Origin of the sequence: Arthrobacter sp. PvP023 (assembly GCF_017832975.1) — a bacterium.
In the GTDB taxonomy this organism is placed as follows: domain Bacteria; phylum Actinomycetota; class Actinomycetes; order Actinomycetales; family Micrococcaceae; genus Arthrobacter.
Genome location: NZ_JAFIBI010000001.1, coordinates 2,758,510 through 2,774,341 on the forward strand (window position 1 = coordinate 2,758,510; position 15,832 = coordinate 2,774,341).

Here is a 15,832-nt window from a genome sequence, read left to right on the forward strand (position 1 = left end):
GCCTCAAATATTGATTGAGGTCCTGAAACGAGATTGAGCCAGATCACAATTTTAGACAATGTCGGACTTTTGAAGAGGGATGTAGAATTACTTAATTCATACGATTTTGAAGGGTAATTTCCCTCGCCTCATTCTCCTTACGCCAGGAAACCGGCCCGATTTGCAGGGCAGCGTGCGTGTTCTGGCAGGGAATGAACCAAATTCAAAGAAGGGTGAAGCGTTGCTTAACGATGATGGTCAGGAATTATTCGACATCAGGCGGCTGGCGCTACTGCTGGAGGTAGTTGAGCAGGGCTCCATCACCGCCGCGGCCGAGCTCATGATGTACACGCCCTCAGCCGTCTCCCAGCAGTTGCGCAAGCTGGAACAAGAAGTGGGGCAGCCGCTGCTCAACCGCCGGTCCCGCGGGGTGGTGCCCACCGAGGCCGGACAGATGCTGGCTGGCCATGCCCGTAAGATCGTCTGGCAGATGCAGGCTGCCCGGTCCGATCTCGGCCAGCTTGCCGGCCTCAAGCGCGGGTCCCTGACCGTTGGCACTTTCCCAACCCTTGCCGGATCTTTCCTGCCCGTCGTCATCCGGACTTTCAAGAAGCGCTATCCTGCCATCAGCCTCTCTGTGCGGAGCGCCCGCTTCGATGAACTTGTGGCAGATCTGCAGTCAGGGGTCACGGGGCTGTGCCTGCTCTGGGACTACCCCTGGAATCCGTTCCGGGACGATTCCGTCCGAGTCACAGAGGTCTTCCGGGAAAGTACCGTGATCCTGGTGGCCCGCGGCCACCGGCTCGCCGACCGGGAGCAGGTCAGCATGGAGGACCTGCGCAACGAGTCCTGGATCGTGCGCGCCGAGGCCCACCCTGTGGTGGAGGTGCTGCAGCGCTCAGCCCACGACGCCGGGTTCGAACCGGAGATTGCCTTTTTGGCCAACGACTACCAGGAGGCCCAGGCGATGGTCAGCGTGGGAATGGGCGTGGCCATGGTGCCCAAGACGGCCGTGGCCCTCCAGCATCCCGACGTGAAAGTGCTAAGCCTGGGTGATGCGGCCCCGCTGCGCCGGGTACTGCTGGCGCAGCGCGAGGACAAGGTCTACGCTCCGGCAGAGGTCGCTTTCCACTCCACGCTGTTGGAGATCGCCCGCGAACGGGCAGGCGATTATCTCTAGTTGGTTCGGGTCATGCTGAAGACGACACTTACCTGAAGGTGCCTATTGCACTTCAAAGTGCGTCATCCGGCACTGGAATTGTTTCCTTTCGAGGGCGGTTGGCCATTGCAGAAGGCGCGCCGATCGGGCGCCCGGCAACCAAGGAGAATCCCATGTCCATTGTTATTGCAGGAGCCACCGGCCAGCTGGGCCGGCTCGTCGTCGAGGAACTTTTGAGCAGCGGTGTCCCGGCCGCACAGATCGTGGCCGCAGGCCGGTCGGCCGGCCGGCTCACGGAGCTGGCGGGGCACGGCGTTGAAACCGCGGCCGTGGACTACAACGACCCGGCCAGTATTGAGGCGGCGCTGACCGAAGGCGACACCCTGCTGTTGATTTCCGGCAACGACATCCAGAGCCGGGCGGCGCAGCATGAAAACGTCATCGATGCGGCCGCACGGGCCAAGGTTGCCCGCATCCTGTACACCAGCGTCCTGGCCGCCGACACCACCCCCGTGATTCTGGCGCCGGACCACGTCAAAGCCGAGGAGTACATCCGCGCCAGCGGACTCCCGTACACCTTCCTGCGCAACGGGTGGTACACCGAGAACTACGCCGACGCCCTGCTCGCGGCCCGCGAGACCGGAACACTGCTCGGAAGCGCCGGGGAGGGCCGCGTGGCCAGCGCCACCCGCGCAGACTACGCCGCCGCCATCGCCGCCGTCCTGACCACCACCGGACATGACAACAGCACCTACGAACTGTCCGGCGACTACGCCTGGACCTATGAGGAACTGGCGTCAGCCTTCTCCACGGTCCTTGGGCGCCCCGTCACTTATCGCTCGGTATCTGCAGCCGAGCACGCCAGCACGCTGGAGGCTGCCGGCCTTGACCCGGCAACAGCCGGGTTCCTTGCCGCCTTGGACGGCAATATCCGCGAAGACGCACTGGCCCTCACCACCGGCGACCTCGCCCGGCTGGCCGGGCGGCCCACCACTCCCCTGGTGGACGGCCTGCGCCCGTTCGCCGCCTGAGGAGCTTCGGCTGCATGAAGGCACGGCCCGGCGGATAATGGCAACCACAGTCAACAGCCAGCATGGTCGGGAGGGGCCGGAATGAACACGGTTCCGCGCATCACAGTGGAGGCGCCGGTGCTCAGCATCGGATCCGGCCCTTCGGACTACGAGGGTCTCGGCCGTTATGTCCGCGCCCTTCGCAGGCAGCAGGGGCTGCATCTGACCCTGCTGCACCTCGGGGTTCTGGAGGACTTTGCCCGGGACATCTGCGAGTGGACCAAAGGCATGACAAGCGTGGCTGCAGCCACCGGCACCACCGTAGCCTGGCTGGATGACCTGCCCGTGCTGGACGTTTTTTCCGGCACTGCCGACCGGCTGATCCCCCTGGGCGGGGGCCGCGTTTCGGGCCTGGAAGTGGACGTCCCGGAGCAGGTCCACGAGTACCAGGTACGTCTCGTCCAGGCCCTGCACGAGCTACTGGACAAACTGCTGGTGGACAACGTCGATGACTTTATCCTCAGCTCCCGCGCCCTCGGTTACAGGTCCCCGCACTGGACGCCGCACGTTGCCGTCGGCAGCCCGAAGACGTACGGCAGCGGGTCCTGGGACATTGAACGGCTGCCGATTCGATTCGGCCAGTCACGGATCAGGAATCGTCAGTTGCTGCCCGGCTCAGAACGGCCACGATGACGCGGACCGCCTCCGACGACGCCTCACCGCTGAGGGCAAGTGACAGCCGGTATGTGGCACGCTCCCCGTCCGTCATCGTCATGGGCTCGCGCTCGTGGGCGTGATGATGCGATTGCCTTCGGCGCTTGATGCCCAGCTGCAGCGCTACGCGGGGCTGAGCCATTTTGAGTACATGGTGCTCGCGGGACTCTCACTTGGGTGATATTGGCGACCGGATCATGCACGCCATCGACACCACCTGCCGGCACCGCAGCGCCGGCGGCGGATCGGGGCCGGTCTAGGAATTCTTCAGCAGTGCAACATCGGAGACGAGCTCGATGTGCTCAAGCATTGCAGCGGCAGCCGCGGCCGAGTCCTGGGCCCTGATTGCCTCGGCGATCTTCCGGTGTGACGCGAGCGATTGCTCCGGGCGCCCTGGCTGACCAAGCGACTCGAGCCGCGTTTCCAAGACCATTCCGGCGATGAATGTCATCAACTGGGCCAGCACCGCGGAGTGTGCGGCAGCGGTCACGGCCTGGTGGAACAGCTCGTCGCCGTGCGCACCCCGACTGCCCGAAGCCACCTCTTCAGCCATTGCAACGAGCGCCTTGTCGATGGCTTTCATGTCCCCGGCGGTGCGCCGGGAAGCGGCCAGTTCGGCAAGCTTGACCTCGAGGGTGCTGCGCGCCTCAACGATCTCCGGCAGCCGGCTGCGGTGCTCGCGCAGCCCCTTGATAACGGACGGGACGTTGGGACGGTAGACCAGCACCGCCCCCGTGCCGTGCTGGACATCGATCACACCGAGCACTTCCAGTGCCACCAAGGCCTGCGCCAGGGTGGCGCGCGAGACCCCAAGCCGCTCGGCGAGCTCACGCTCTGCGGGCAAGGTATCTCCCGGACCCAGCTGGGCGGTCTCAATGAAGTCCATGAGCTGCTCGACGAGCTGCTCATAGAGCCGGGGCCTGGAGACCCGAGAGATTTGTTGCGTTGCTGCTTTCTTTGGCACGGCGCGTCCTTCCGGCGATGTCCTGTGCCTAGCCTACCGAAGAACTATTGACAAAGTCACCTAGTGTCTAGGAGGCTAGGCCAGTGAGCCAGTAATCCAGCTCACACATCCACCCCCCATGATCCGGAGGAACAACGATGTCCGCTCCCGTCCTTTCCATCATCATCCTGGCGGTGATGTTCCTGCTGGCCACGGTGCTGCCCCTCAACATGGGCGCCCTGGCATTCGTGGGCGCATTCCTGCTGGGGTCGGTCGTCCTCGGAATGTCCACCAACGACATCCTTGCCAACTTCCCCGGCGGTCTATTTCTGACTATCGTCGGCGTCACCTATCTCTTCGCCATCGCGCAGAACAACGGCACCATTGATCTGTTGGTCCGGGGCGCCGTTCGGCTGGTTGGCAACAAAGTGGCGCTGATCCCCTGGGTCATGTTCGCCATCACGGCGCTGATCACCGCCGTCGGTGCGCTGTCACCGGCCGCCGTCGCCATCATCGCTCCCATCGCCCTGAGTTTTGCCGCGAAACACAAGATCAATCCGCTCATGATGGGCATGATGGTCATCCACGGCGCCCAGGCAGGAGGCTTTTCGCCCATCGCCGTCTACGGCGTGACAGTCAACGGCATCATTGCCAAGACCGACCTGGAGGCCAGCCCCATGGCCATCTTCCTGGCCAGCTTCTTCTTCAACCTTGCCATTGCCGTGGTGCTGTCCCTTGTCCTCGGCGGCAACAAGTTCCGCTCCACGAAGGCCGGCCGGGTGGTGGAACAGGCCGCCGAAACACGGATGTCCGTCAGCGTCGGCGCCCGCGCAGCCGGCGTGACCCTCCAGGGATCCGGCTCTGACATCTCCCCCGCCGGCGTTTCGGCCAAGGGCACCTCGGGCGGCTCCGGCACCCCCGCAGCAGGCGACGCCGCGGCTCCCGCGAACGGAGCCCGCGCCAACGTGCCGCAACTCGTGACGATCCTGGGCCTGATCGCCCTCGCTGTCATCTCGCTCGGCTTCAAGGTCGACGTGGGCTTCGTCTCCATCACGATCGCGATCGTGCTGGCGCTCGTGTCCCCTGCCGCCCAGAAGGGCGCTGTGAACAAGATCAGCTGGTCCACCGTCCTGCTCATCTGCGGCATGCTCACCTTCGTGGGCGTCCTCGAGGAAGCCGGCACCATCAAATTCGTATCCGACGGCGTTGCCCATCTCGGCATGCCGCTACTGGCTGCCCTGCTCATCTGCTACATCGGGGGCATCGTTTCAGCCTTCGCCTCCTCCACCGCCATCCTGGCGGCCCTCATCCCGCTGGCTGTTCCGTTCCTGGCCACGGGCGAAATCGGCGCAGTGGGCGTCATCGCCGCCCTCGCCGTCGCCTCCACGATCGTTGATGTCTCCCCCTTCTCCACCAATGGCGCCCTGGTGCTGGCCAATGCCCCCGAAGACGTGGATAAGGACAGGTTCTACAAGCAGATCCTGGCCTACAGCGGCGTCGTCGTCGTCGCCGGGCCGGCCATCGCCTGGCTGGTCATGGTGGTACCGGGCTGGTTGTAGGCCGGCCAGCAACAGCAGCAACCCAGGCACCTAGAAGTAGAGAAGGAACACCATGAAGAGCACTGAATCCACTCCCCAGGCAGAGGGTCCCCTGTCGGGCTACCTCGTGGTGGACCTGAGCCGCGCCCTGGCAGGCCCGCACGCAGGCATGATGCTTGCCGACCTCGGCGCCCGCGTCATCAAGGTGGAGAACCCGGGCACCGGGGACGACACCCGCGGCTGGGGCCCGCCCTTCGTCGGCCCGGAGGACGATCCGCAGGCGACTTATTTCCTGTCCTGCAACCGGAACAAGGAATCCATCGCTTTGGATCTGAAGAACGACGACGGGCGGACAGTCCTGCGCGAACTGCTGGAACGCGCCGACGTGGTCATCGAGAACTTCCGCCCCGGCGTCCTGGACCGGCTGGGCTTCTCCGCCGCGGAAATGCACGCACTGAACCCGGCACTGGTGATCCTGTCCATCACCGGCTTCGGTCACGACGGGCCCGAATCCCGGCGCAGCGGTTACGACCAGATCCTGCAGGGCGAAGCCGGCCTGATGTCCCTGACCGGATCGGGACCGGACGACCCCCAAAGGGTGGGTGTTCCCATCGCCGATCTCCTCTCGGGCATGTATGGCGCGTTCGGGACCCTGGCGGCGCTGCTGCAGCGCGAGCGGACCGGGCAGGGGCAGATCGTCCGCACCTCGCTGCTGGCCGCTCTTATCGGCGTGCACGCATTCCAAGGCACCAGGGCTACTGTCGCCGGCGAGGTACCGAAGGCGCAGGGCAACCACCACCCCTCCATCGCTCCCTACGGACTGTTCCACTGCCGGCAGGGAAGGGTCCAGATCAGCGTGGGCAGCGAAAAACTGTGGAATACGTTCGCTTCCACGTTCGGAATCGACGCTGCGCGTCCCGAATTCGCCAGCAACGCGGACCGGGTGCGCAACCGCGAGAAAGTCATCGAAGAGGTGGAGCAGGCATTCTCCGATTACGAAGCCGGGGAGCTGCTCGCCAAACTCAACGACGCCGGCATCCCGGCCGGCAAGGTCCGCACCCTGGACGAGGTGTACGCCTGGGAGCAGGTGCATTCGCAGGGCCTGGTGATCGACGTCGACCACAAGATCCTGGGGAACGTGAGCCTGCCCGGTCCGCCGCTCCGGTTCTTCAGCACTGCCGACACTGCAGAGACGACCCTCACCACGCACACGGCGCCGCCCCTGCTGGACCAGGACGGGGAGCAGATCCGGCAATGGCTGGGGCTGCTGCCGGCCGGTACAAAAGGCACTGCCGCCGACACGGAGCAGAAAGGGCGCTGAACATGCTGACTGAACAGAAAGCCAGGCATCTGGACGCCGCCGGGCTCATCACCGCTGTGCTGGATCCCGGCTCCTACCGAAGTTGGGATGCCACGGTGGTTGACCCCGATCCCGGTCCTGAATACCGGCAGGAATTGGCGGCCGCCCGCGCTAAGACCGGCGTGGATGAATCCGTCCTCACCGGCGAAGGGTTCATCCGCGGCCGGCGCGTAGCCGTCATCGTGAGCGAATTCCGCTTCCTCGCCGGTTCCATCGGCCAGGCAGCCGCGGAACGCATCGTCACCGCCGTCGAACGGGCAACCCGTGAGGGCCTGCCGCTCCTGGCGGGCCCGGCGTCGGGCGGAACCCGGATGCAGGAAGGAACCATCGCCTTCCTGTCCATGGTCAAAATCAGTGCCGCCGTCCGCGCCCACCGCCAGGCCGGCCTGCCCTACCTCGTGTACCTGCGGCACCCCACCACCGGAGGGGTTATGGCGTCCTGGGGATCCCTCGGCCACATCACTGTGGCCGAGCCCGGGGCCCTCCTCGGCTTCCTGGGGCCGCGGGTCTACGAGGCCCTCTACGGCACGCCGTTTCCGGAGAACGTGCAGGTGGCGGAGAACCTTTTCGACAAGGGCCTGATCGATGCGGTGGTCCCGCCCTCGCAGCTGTCCGACGTCGTGGACCGCGCCCTCAGCATTCTGGTCACTGGCCCGCACGGCCGGATTGAGCCGCCGAAGACCCTTTCAGTCAGACCGTCGGATGCCCGTGCCTGGGAATCGATCCAAATCTCCCGAAATCCGCGGCGGCCGGACCTGCGCCAACTGCTCGCCTACGGCGCCCGCGATGTGCTCCCCCTCAACGGCACCGGTCAGGGGGAAAAGGACCCCGGACTGCAGCTTGCCCTGGCCCGCTTCGGCCAGGAGTCCTGCGTGGTCATCGGCCACACCCGGCCCAGGCCGTCGCAGCAGACTGCGATGGGACCGGCGTCGCTCCGCGAGGCCCGTCGCGGCATGCGGCTGGCCGAGGAGCTCGGTTTGCCGCTGCTGACGGTCATTGACACCGGCGGCGCGGCGCTGTCCAAGGAGGCCGAGGAAGGCGGGCTGGCCGGCGAGATTGCCCGGTCCCTGCATGACATGATCGGGCTGAACTCCCCCACCGTCTCGGTTCTGCTGGGCCAGGGTGCCGGCGGCGGGGCGCTGGCCCTACTGCCCGCGGACCGCACCATTGCCGCCCAGCACGCCTGGCTGTCTCCGCTGCCGCCTGAAGGCGCCAGCGCCATCGTCCACCGCAGCACCGATTTCGCGCCGGCCATGTCCGAAGCACAGGGCGTCAACGTTGCCGCCCTGTACGCCAACGGACTGGTGGAGCACATCGTGGACGAACGCGGGGACGCAGGACACCGCGACGCTGCCGTTGAGGGAAGGGCGTTCTGCCGGCGGCTGGGGCAGGCCATCGAATACGAACTCGCCACGTTGTCCTCCGTCGGGGTCGGCGAACTGCTCCCGCGGAGGCTGGAAAAGTACCGGAACCTGGGCGGGCTTACCGCCGGGTGATCCCCGGGCGGAAACTTTCCAAAGATGACCGATGGAAATCCGTGTGCCAAACATCGAGGTCCCGTCCGTCTCCGTCGGTGACGACGTATTCGGGCCAGCGGTCGAAGGCGGAACAGGGATGAGAGATGCCGAAGTCCACCAGGTCCGTGACCTCCAGGCCGGTCACCCCGGTGAGGACGGCGTGGTGGTCGTAGAGGTTGCGCACCACAGCGGTCGCCCCGTCCTTCGGAGCGCCGTCAGCGGTGTGGGCCGCCAGGACCACCGGCAATCCGGCGTCGTAGGGCAGGTCCCGCTTGCCGGCACCGACGACGGCGATCCCCTCTTCGGGGGTGGAGAGCACCACGGCGCGGACGGTCAGCGCGGGCATCAGTCCCGGCACCGGGCTGACACCGGCGTAGGTGCCGTGATCGTGGGTGACGTAGCAACCCGACCGGAGGAGCCGCCGTGTTCCGGGCACCTGGCCGGCGTCCGGGAGGAATTCCGCCACCCGGTCCGGAAATGCCGATCCACCCATGGAGTAGACGGGGGCGGACGTTTCGAAGAACGGGGCAACCTCCAGGTAAACGTCCCGCACCAGCCGGCAGTGCCGGTCAACGGCTGCGATGGTCGCTTCCGCCCTGCTGTTGGGCACGACGCCCTCGTACCCGGCGACTCCAACGAGCCTGAGGCCGGGCGCGGCATGGACCAGCCCGGCGAGCTCTACGGCCTCCTGGAGGTTGCGTACGCCCGTGCGTCCGCCCGGCGTCCCGACGTCGATCAGCACCTCAAGGGCCACGTCCGCCTCGGCGCCGAACACCGCGGCTGCAGCATTCACACCGGCAGCGGAGTCCACGAAGCAGCGGATTTCCCGTCCGGAGTCCTCCCCCAGCCAGCCGCGGATCCGTGCCAGGCCATACCGGTCGACGACCTCGTTGGCGATGAGGACGTGCCGGTGCCCCCAGCCCACCGCAGAAGCGACCTGGTCCACGGTGGCAACCGTGACGCCGACGGCACCGGCGTTTAGCTGACGGTCGATGATCGGGGCGGACATAGTGGTCTTCACGTGCGGCGCGAGGTCCAGCTGCCGTTCCCGGCACCAGGACGCCATGACGCGGATGTTGTTGTCGAGGGCCTCGAGATTGAGCCGAAGCTGCGGATAGGGCATGCTCGATTCTGTCATGGGCATAGTCCTTCTGAAGGAATCGGCGAAGGGGCCGGAGTGGACACACGAAAGCTGAAGTATTTTCTGGCCGTTGTTGACCATGACGGGTTCAACCGGGCGGCAGAGCATCTGTTGATCGCCCAGCCGTCGCTGTCCCAGACCATCGCCGGCCTGGAGAAGGACCTCGGAGTGCCGCTCTTCCACCGCATCGGCCGCCGGGCAGTCCTCAGCGAAGCGGGCAAGGAACTGGTTGGACCGGCGCGCCTGGTGATGCGGGACCTTGATGCCGCCAAGTCCGCCGTGCAGGCACTGCGGGGCCTGCGCAGCGGCCGGCTGGACATCATCACCATGCCCTCCCCCGGGATCGAGCCGCTGACTTCGATGATCGCCGGCTTCACCCGGCTGCACCCCTCGGTCCGGCTCAACGTCAGTGCCGCGTTCACGCCCGAGGAAGTCATCGAATCCGTCCGGAGCGGCAGCACCGAAATCGGCCTGGCCGGTGCCTCAACGCCCATCCGGGTCCCGGGGGTGCAGGTCCTGGAGCTGGAGCGCCAGCCGCTGATCCTGATCGTGAACCCGCAGGCCGACACCTTCGGCCCGGGAATAGCCATCCAGCGGGAGGACCTCGGCGGGCACCGGCTGGTCGCGAGCCAGCGCGGATCACTGATGCGGTGGCTGGTGGACGATGCATTGGCACATGGCGTGACGGCGGAGATCGTCGTCGAGGTCGCCCACCGGACCTCAATCCTGCCGCTGGTGCTCGCCGGGGTGGGGCACGCGGTGATGCCGTCGTCCTGGGCGCCGACCGCGCACAAAGCCGGGCTGCGCACCGTGCTCATCGAACCCGTGTCGTACCTCGATGTGGCAATCCTGAGCCGGAAGGAAGACCTGACGCCGGCCGCAAAGGCGTTCCTGACGGTGGCCGAGCTGCATGCCAACCAATAGGCTGAGCCTATTTGCCGGATCGGATCTTGGTCTTGGACGCGATCAGATGGCAGGCCGTCTACTTGAAGAGGAAGGCAGTGTGACGCTGCTAACAGACTCAACGAGGAGGTAGGCACATGAGCGCCACCCGGAAATTCAGCATCGCTTCAATCCCCGCAGACGGCGTCGGCAAGGAAGTTGTCTCCGCAGGCCGCCGCGTCCTGGACGCCCTGGCAGAGAACTCCAACGGCAAGTTCGCCTTTGAATGGACCGAGTTCCCCTGGGGCTGCGGCTACTACGAAAAGACCGGCCAGATGATGGACCCCAAGGGCCTGGAAGCCCTCACGGCCTTTGACGCCATCTACTTCGGCGCCGTGGGCTGGGAGAACGTTCCGGACCACATCAGCCTCTGGGGCCTGCGCCTGAACATCACGCAGAACTTTGACCAGTGGGCCAACATCCGGCCGGTGAAGTTCCTTCCGGGCATCCAGTCCCCGCTCCGCAAGGCCGACAATACCGAGCTGGACTGGATCGTTGTCCGCGAGAACAGCGAGGGTGAATACGCCGGCCTCGGCGGACGCAACCTGAGCGGCCGGGGCCCCGGGAACGAGGTGGCACTGCAGACCGCCCTGTTCACCGAAAAAGGCTGTGAGCGCATCATGCGGTTCGCTTTCGACCTCGCGCGGACCCGCACGGTGAAGAAGGTCTCCTCCGTCACCAAGTCCAACGCCCAGCAGTACGGCATGGTCCTCTGGGACGAGACCTTCAAGCGGGTCGCCCTGGACTACCCGGACGTGCAGACGGAGAGCGTCCTCGTCGATGCCATGAGCGCCAAGTTCATCCTGCACCCCGAGGACCTGTCCGTCGTCGTAGCCTCCAACCTGAATGCCGACATCCTCTCGGATCTCGGCTCGGCGCTCGCGGGCAGCCTGGGACTGGCGGCAAGCGCGAACCTGAACCCGGAGCGCCGCTTCCCTTCCATGTTCGAACCGGTCCACGGCTCGGCCCCGGACATCGCCGGCAAGGGCGTCAGCAACCCCATCGGAGCCATCGCAAGCGCCGCCCTGATGCTGGACCACTTCGGCCTGCATGAAGAAGCGCGCCTCGTTGAGGCGGCAATCGAGCAGGCCACCGGGGCCGGACACCTGACCCGCGACGTGGGCGGCGAAGCCACCACGGACGACGTCACCGAAGCAATCATCAACGCCCTTACCCGCACCCTGGCCGCCGTCTAGCCAGGAAGTCGGACCCGCCGGGCCAGTCCCGGCGCCAGGAATACCCCAGGAATGGACGGCGGATCAACACACCGCCGCCGTCCATTCCGTCATACCCCCATCAAGCCCTCCAGCTACATTCCACAACGAGGTAGGAATCATGGAACACATCACCCGCGCCGGCGCTGCGGCCCCGGCCGGCAGGCCGTCGGCTCAGAAACCGGCACCCAAGACACGCTGGTACCGGCAGCTGTACTTCTGGGTACTGACCGCCATCCTTATCGGCATTGTCGTCGGCTGGCTCGCGCCGACCGTTGGCATCGCCATGGAACCCATCGGCACCACCTTTGTGAACTCGATGAAGATGCTCATCGGCCCGATCGTGTTCCTGACCATCGTCGGCGGCATCGCCAGCGTCGCGGACCTCAAGAAGGTCGGCATGACCGGGCTGAAGGCCCTTACGTACTTCCAGGTCGGCACCATTTTCGCCATGGTCTTCGGACTGGTCGCCATCAATATTTTCCGCCTCGGCGACGGCGTCAACGCCGACGCCAGCACCATCAAGACGTCCGACTCGGCAGCCAAACTCATCGACGCGGGCGCACACCAGGAATGGTGGCAGTTCCTCACCCACATCATTCCCAACAGCATCATCGGGCCCTTCGTTGAAGGCGACATCCTCCAGATCATCTTCATCGCCGTGGTCTTCGGCATCGCCCTGAACGCCATGGGCAAGGTTGGCGCTCCCGTACTGGACGGTGTGCAGCGCCTGACGGGTGTGATGTTCAAGATCCTGGGCTTCATCATGAAAGCTGCCCCGATCGGGGCCTTCGGAGCCATGGCCTATGCCGTCGGTAAATACGGCGTCTCCTCGCTGACCAGCATGGGCGGCCTGATAGCACTGTTCTACGTCACCTCCATCCTCTTCGTGGTGGTCGTCCTGGGATCCGTCATGGCCTTCCTGAAGCTGAACATCTTCACGATGATCAGGCACCTCAAAGAGGAGTACATGCTCATCCTGGGCACCTCCACCGCCGAGCCTGCGCTCCCCGGGCTGGTGCGCAAACTTGAGCACGCCGGCGTCAAGAAGGAGACGGTCGGGCTCGTCGTCCCCACCGGCTACAGCTTCAACCTCGACGGCGCCGCCATCTACCTCTCCCTTGCCGCCCTGTACATCGCCCAGGCCACCAACACGGACCTGTCCATCGGCCAGCAACTGGGCCTGCTTGCGGTCATGCTCCTCACCTCCAAAGGCGCGGCGGGTGTCGCCGGCGGCGGCTTCATCGCCCTGACCGCGACCCTGACCACGATCGGCACCATCCCTGCCGCCGGCATCATGCTCATCTTCGGCATCGACAAGTTCATGTCCGAATGCCGCGCCCTCGTGAACTTCACCGGCAACGCCGTGGCAACGCTCTTCATTGCCTGGTGGGACCGCACCCTCGATGCCGACCGCGCCCGCCGGGTCTTCGCCGGCGAAACCGTTGAGCCTATGCCCGCCGAGGACCCCATCCAGCTCGATGAAGTCACGGACCTCGACGACGACCTCACCGAATACGGCCACCATGCGCCCAGGCACACTGCCGACGTGAACGCTGCCGACCGCCGTCCCGCCTACTCGGAATCCATCTGACATGACCAACGCAACCGCCCCGAAGAGCGTGCGAACGCTTATCGCTCCCGACAAGTTCAAAGGCAGCCTCACTGCCGGCGAGGTGGCCGACGCCCTGGCGGCCGGGCTACGTGCCTCGGCCGGGGCGGGGGTTGGGATGGTCCATTGCGAACTGCTGCCGCTGGCTGACGGAGGTGACGGCAGCGTCGACGCCGCCGTCGCCTCCGGCTTCACCCGGCACCACTGCACCGTGGCCGGACCTACCGGACAGCCCGTCCAGGCCAGTATCGCGTTCGACGGCGTCACCGCCGTCGTGGAGGTCGCCAACACCTGCGGACTCGGGCTGCTGCCGGACGGCCGGCTGGAGCCCCTGGACACTTCAAGCCGCGGCTTCGGCGAGGCCGTGCTGTTCGCGCTCACCCTGAACCCGGCCCGCATCGTGCTGGCCCTGGGCGGCAGCGCCAGCACCGACGGCGGGATGGGAATGCTCACCGCCCTGGGATACAGCTTCCACGACGCGGACGGCCGCCGGCTCCGCGGCAGCGGCTGGGAGCTGGCCCGCATCCATTCCATCCACCGGACCGCACTCCCCGAACTGGCGGACACCGAGCTCATCGTCGCCAGCGATGTCCACAATCCGTTGCTCGGCGCCCAGGGCGCGCCGGCAGTCTTCGGCCCCCAGAAGGGTGCCGGACCTGACGACGTCGCTTTGCTCGACAAGGGCCTGGCGCACTTCGTCCGCAAGATGGAAGACGCCGGAGTCGAGGACGCCGCGCCGCTGGCGGAACACGAAGGGGCCGGAAGTGCCGGAGGAATCGGCTACGCCTGCCTGCTGCTGGGAGCAAAGCAGGTGTCCGGGGCGGACTACTTCCTGGATCTCCTGGACTTCAACTCCCGCAAGGAGCACTGCGACGTCGTCATCACGGGCGAGGGAAGCATCGACGAACAGACCCTGGCCGGGAAGCTGCCCGCCGCCGTCGCCCGCCGCTCGGGAACCCGGCCGGTCATCGCTGTCGCCGGGCGGTCGCTCCTCCCGCCGGAGCGGTGGCCGGAAATGGCCCTGGCCCGGGTCTACACGCTGGCCGACTACACCGACCAGGACTCTTCGAAGGACCCCGGGCTTTCGGCAGCGTTGCTCCGGCGGATCGGCCAGGACATCGGCGCAGCCCTCCTGTAGCGGCCGGGTGCGCCTCAGCCGTCAGCGGGAGCAGCCGTCAGCAGCCGGATCGGAGCTCCGCGGAGCCAGGCCTGCACATCCTCAAAAGCGCCGCCGTAGAACTCCCGGTAGCTTTGCTCCGTGACGTAGCCCAGGTGCGGTGTCAGGACGGTCCGTGGTGCGGACAATAGGCGGTGGCCTGCGGGCAGTGGTTCCAGGTCGTACACGTCCAGGGCGGCTCCGCCGATCCAGCCTTCGTTCAGTGCACGGATGAGGGAATCTTCGTCGACCAGGGGTCCGCGGGAGGTGTTGACCAGCACACCCCGCGGCCCTAGGAGGCGGAGCTCCTCTTCGCCCACGACGCCCCGCGAGCGTTCCGAGAGCCGCACATGCACCGAGACCACGTCCGAATCCCGGAAGAGTGCCTCCTTGCCGACTTTTCGGACGCCGGCCTGTGCGGCGGCCTCGTCGGTGAGGTTGGGACTATATGCGATGACGTCCATCCCGAACGCCTGTCCGTACGCGGCAACCCGGCGGCCGATTTTGCCCAGGCCCAGCACTCCCAGGGTCTTGCCGGCGAGCTCAAAGCCGACGGTGGACTGCCAGCGGCCTTCCCGCAGGCTCCGGTCTTCGAACGGAATGCTGCGGGCAAGCGCGAGCAGCAGCCCCCACGTCAGTTCCGGTGCCGCGGTCGGGGAGCCGCCTGTCCCGCACACTACGATGCCCTGCTCCTCTGCTGCCCGAAGATCAATGGACTGGTTCGCCATCCCGGTGGTCACCAGCAGTTTCAGATCAGGCAGTCGGGCCAGGCGCTCACGTCCGAAAGCAGTCCGTTCCCGCATGGCAATGATGATGTCCATGCCGCGCAGGCCGGCCGCCGTGCTCGCGTCGTCCCGGAACGGCTCGGTGAAGAACGTGACGTCGACGCCGTCGGCCGCAAGCTGCTCCCAGGGCGCGTAATCCCGGGCGACAGACTGGTAATCGTCCAATATGGCGAGGCGCATGTACGGATCCTTCGGCGTAGGCAGCGTGCGGTCACTGCTGTCAGGCTACCGTCACAGGCCGTACCGGAGTGAACATAGGGGTGGCCCCGCATTGGGATGTCGGGGGCCACCGGTTCGGTTACGCGCGCTGGAAGATGTTGAGGATGTTGCCCTCCGTATCCAGGAACCACGCGGCTTTGCCTACGGCGTTGGTGGCGATGCCGTTTTCAGTTTTCAGCCCCGGGAAGTCGTACTCCTCGAAAGTGGCACCGCGTCCCCGCAGTTCCTCGACCTCGGCTTCGATGTTGTCCGTCATCCAGCCCATCTGAGTGTTCTTTGCGGTGCCCGCGTTGTCCGTCTGGTACAGCAGGAAAGTTGTTCCATTGCCGCAGCGGTACATCACATTCTCGTCGTCCATGACCTCGGGGTCGTCCAGACCCACGACGTCACGATAGAAGCCACGTGCCCGGGCGATGTCCTTGGCAGGGAGGACCGCGGCGATTTCACGTTCCTTGAGCATGTCGAATTCTCCTGATTTTGAAGCGATCGAGATGCCCGCCCCGAAGGCGGCGCCTGCGGGGCGGCTATGCCGGCTCGCGCCGG

14 protein-coding genes are annotated in these 15,832 nt (G+C 66.0%); 10 read left to right on the forward strand and 4 right to left on the reverse strand.

The features are described from left to right. The first annotated feature begins 220 nt into the window (after positions 1-220). The 3 genes from JOE31_RS12750 to JOE31_RS12760 all read left to right on the forward strand — a co-directional run bounded on the left by JOE31_RS12750 (position 221) and on the right by JOE31_RS12760 (position 2,841). Positions 221-1,159 (forward strand): LysR family transcriptional regulator, encoded by a 939-nt coding sequence (locus tag JOE31_RS12750; protein WP_209744999.1) that lies wholly within the window; start codon positions 221-223, stop codon positions 1,157-1,159. 152 nt (positions 1,160-1,311) lie between these two features. Then, a complete protein-coding gene (locus JOE31_RS12755) occupies positions 1,312-2,169 on the forward strand; it encodes an SDR family oxidoreductase (RefSeq protein WP_209745002.1) in 858 nt (285 codons plus the stop codon). An 81-nt stretch (positions 2,170-2,250) separates the two neighbouring features. Then, the gene (locus tag JOE31_RS12760; RefSeq protein ID WP_209745005.1) at positions 2,251-2,841 is read left to right on the forward strand and encodes a hypothetical protein; all 591 of its coding nucleotides are present in this window, start codon (positions 2,251-2,253) and stop codon (positions 2,839-2,841) included. 277 nt (positions 2,842-3,118) lie between these two features. Here the strand turns inward: JOE31_RS12760 and JOE31_RS12765 are convergent, their stop codons facing one another. After that, the gene (locus tag JOE31_RS12765) at positions 3,119-3,826 is read right to left on the reverse strand and encodes a FadR/GntR family transcriptional regulator (RefSeq protein WP_209745008.1); all 708 of its coding nucleotides are present in this window, start codon (positions 3,824-3,826) and stop codon (positions 3,119-3,121) included. Between the two features lie 137 nt (positions 3,827-3,963). Here JOE31_RS12765 and JOE31_RS12770 point away from each other — a divergent pair, with 137 nt between their 5' ends. The 3 genes from JOE31_RS12770 to JOE31_RS12780 are packed head-to-tail and all read left to right on the forward strand — an operon-like array spanning position 3,964 to position 8,199. Further along, positions 3,964-5,364, forward strand: coding sequence for an SLC13 family permease (locus JOE31_RS12770; RefSeq protein ID WP_209745011.1), 1,401 nt, complete (start codon positions 3,964-3,966; stop codon positions 5,362-5,364). A 52-nt stretch (positions 5,365-5,416) separates the two neighbouring features. Further along, positions 5,417-6,664 carry a CaiB/BaiF CoA-transferase family protein gene (locus tag JOE31_RS12775; RefSeq protein WP_209745014.1) on the forward strand — a complete coding sequence of 416 codons (1,248 nt, stop codon included), beginning with the start codon at positions 5,417-5,419 and terminating at the stop codon, positions 6,662-6,664. A 2-nt stretch (positions 6,665-6,666) separates the two neighbouring features. Continuing rightward, a complete protein-coding gene (locus JOE31_RS12780; protein WP_209745016.1) occupies positions 6,667-8,199 on the forward strand; it encodes a carboxyl transferase domain-containing protein in 1,533 nt (510 codons plus the stop codon). Here the strand turns inward: JOE31_RS12780 and JOE31_RS12785 are convergent. Continuing rightward, positions 8,186-9,358, reverse strand: coding sequence for an alanine racemase (locus JOE31_RS12785; RefSeq protein ID WP_245199167.1), 1,173 nt, complete (start codon positions 9,356-9,358; stop codon positions 8,186-8,188). The two genes, JOE31_RS12780 and JOE31_RS12785, sit on opposite strands and share 14 nt — an antisense overlap. Positions 9,359-9,397: 39 nt before the next feature. Here JOE31_RS12785 and JOE31_RS12790 point away from each other — a divergent pair, with 39 nt between their 5' ends. The 4 genes from JOE31_RS12790 to JOE31_RS12805 all read left to right on the forward strand — a co-directional run bounded on the left by JOE31_RS12790 (position 9,398) and on the right by JOE31_RS12805 (position 14,267). Then, positions 9,398-10,285 (forward strand): LysR family transcriptional regulator, encoded by an 888-nt coding sequence (locus tag JOE31_RS12790; protein WP_209745019.1) that lies wholly within the window; start codon positions 9,398-9,400, stop codon positions 10,283-10,285. A 116-nt stretch (positions 10,286-10,401) separates the two neighbouring features. Beyond that, positions 10,402-11,499: a tartrate dehydrogenase gene (locus tag JOE31_RS12795; protein WP_209745022.1), complete on the forward strand. Its 1,098-nt coding sequence runs from the start codon at positions 10,402-10,404 to the stop codon at positions 11,497-11,499. 139 nt (positions 11,500-11,638) lie between these two features. Continuing rightward, positions 11,639-13,111 (forward strand): C4-dicarboxylate transporter DctA, encoded by a 1,473-nt coding sequence (gene dctA, locus JOE31_RS12800; RefSeq protein ID WP_209745025.1) that lies wholly within the window; start codon positions 11,639-11,641, stop codon positions 13,109-13,111. A gap of 1 nt (position 13,112) precedes the next feature. Further along, the gene (locus JOE31_RS12805) at positions 13,113-14,267 is read left to right on the forward strand and encodes a glycerate kinase (protein ID WP_209745028.1); all 1,155 of its coding nucleotides are present in this window, start codon (positions 13,113-13,115) and stop codon (positions 14,265-14,267) included. A gap of 14 nt (positions 14,268-14,281) precedes the next feature. Here JOE31_RS12805 and JOE31_RS12810 read toward each other — a convergent pair whose 3' ends face one another. Continuing rightward, positions 14,282-15,250 carry a D-2-hydroxyacid dehydrogenase family protein gene (locus JOE31_RS12810; protein WP_209745031.1) on the reverse strand — a complete coding sequence of 323 codons (969 nt, stop codon included), beginning with the start codon at positions 15,248-15,250 and terminating at the stop codon, positions 14,282-14,284. Between the two features lie 118 nt (positions 15,251-15,368). After that, entirely contained in the window at positions 15,369-15,749 is a 381-nt protein-coding gene (locus JOE31_RS12815) for a VOC family protein (protein WP_011691855.1), read from the reverse strand. Positions 15,750-15,832: the final 83 nt, after the last annotated feature.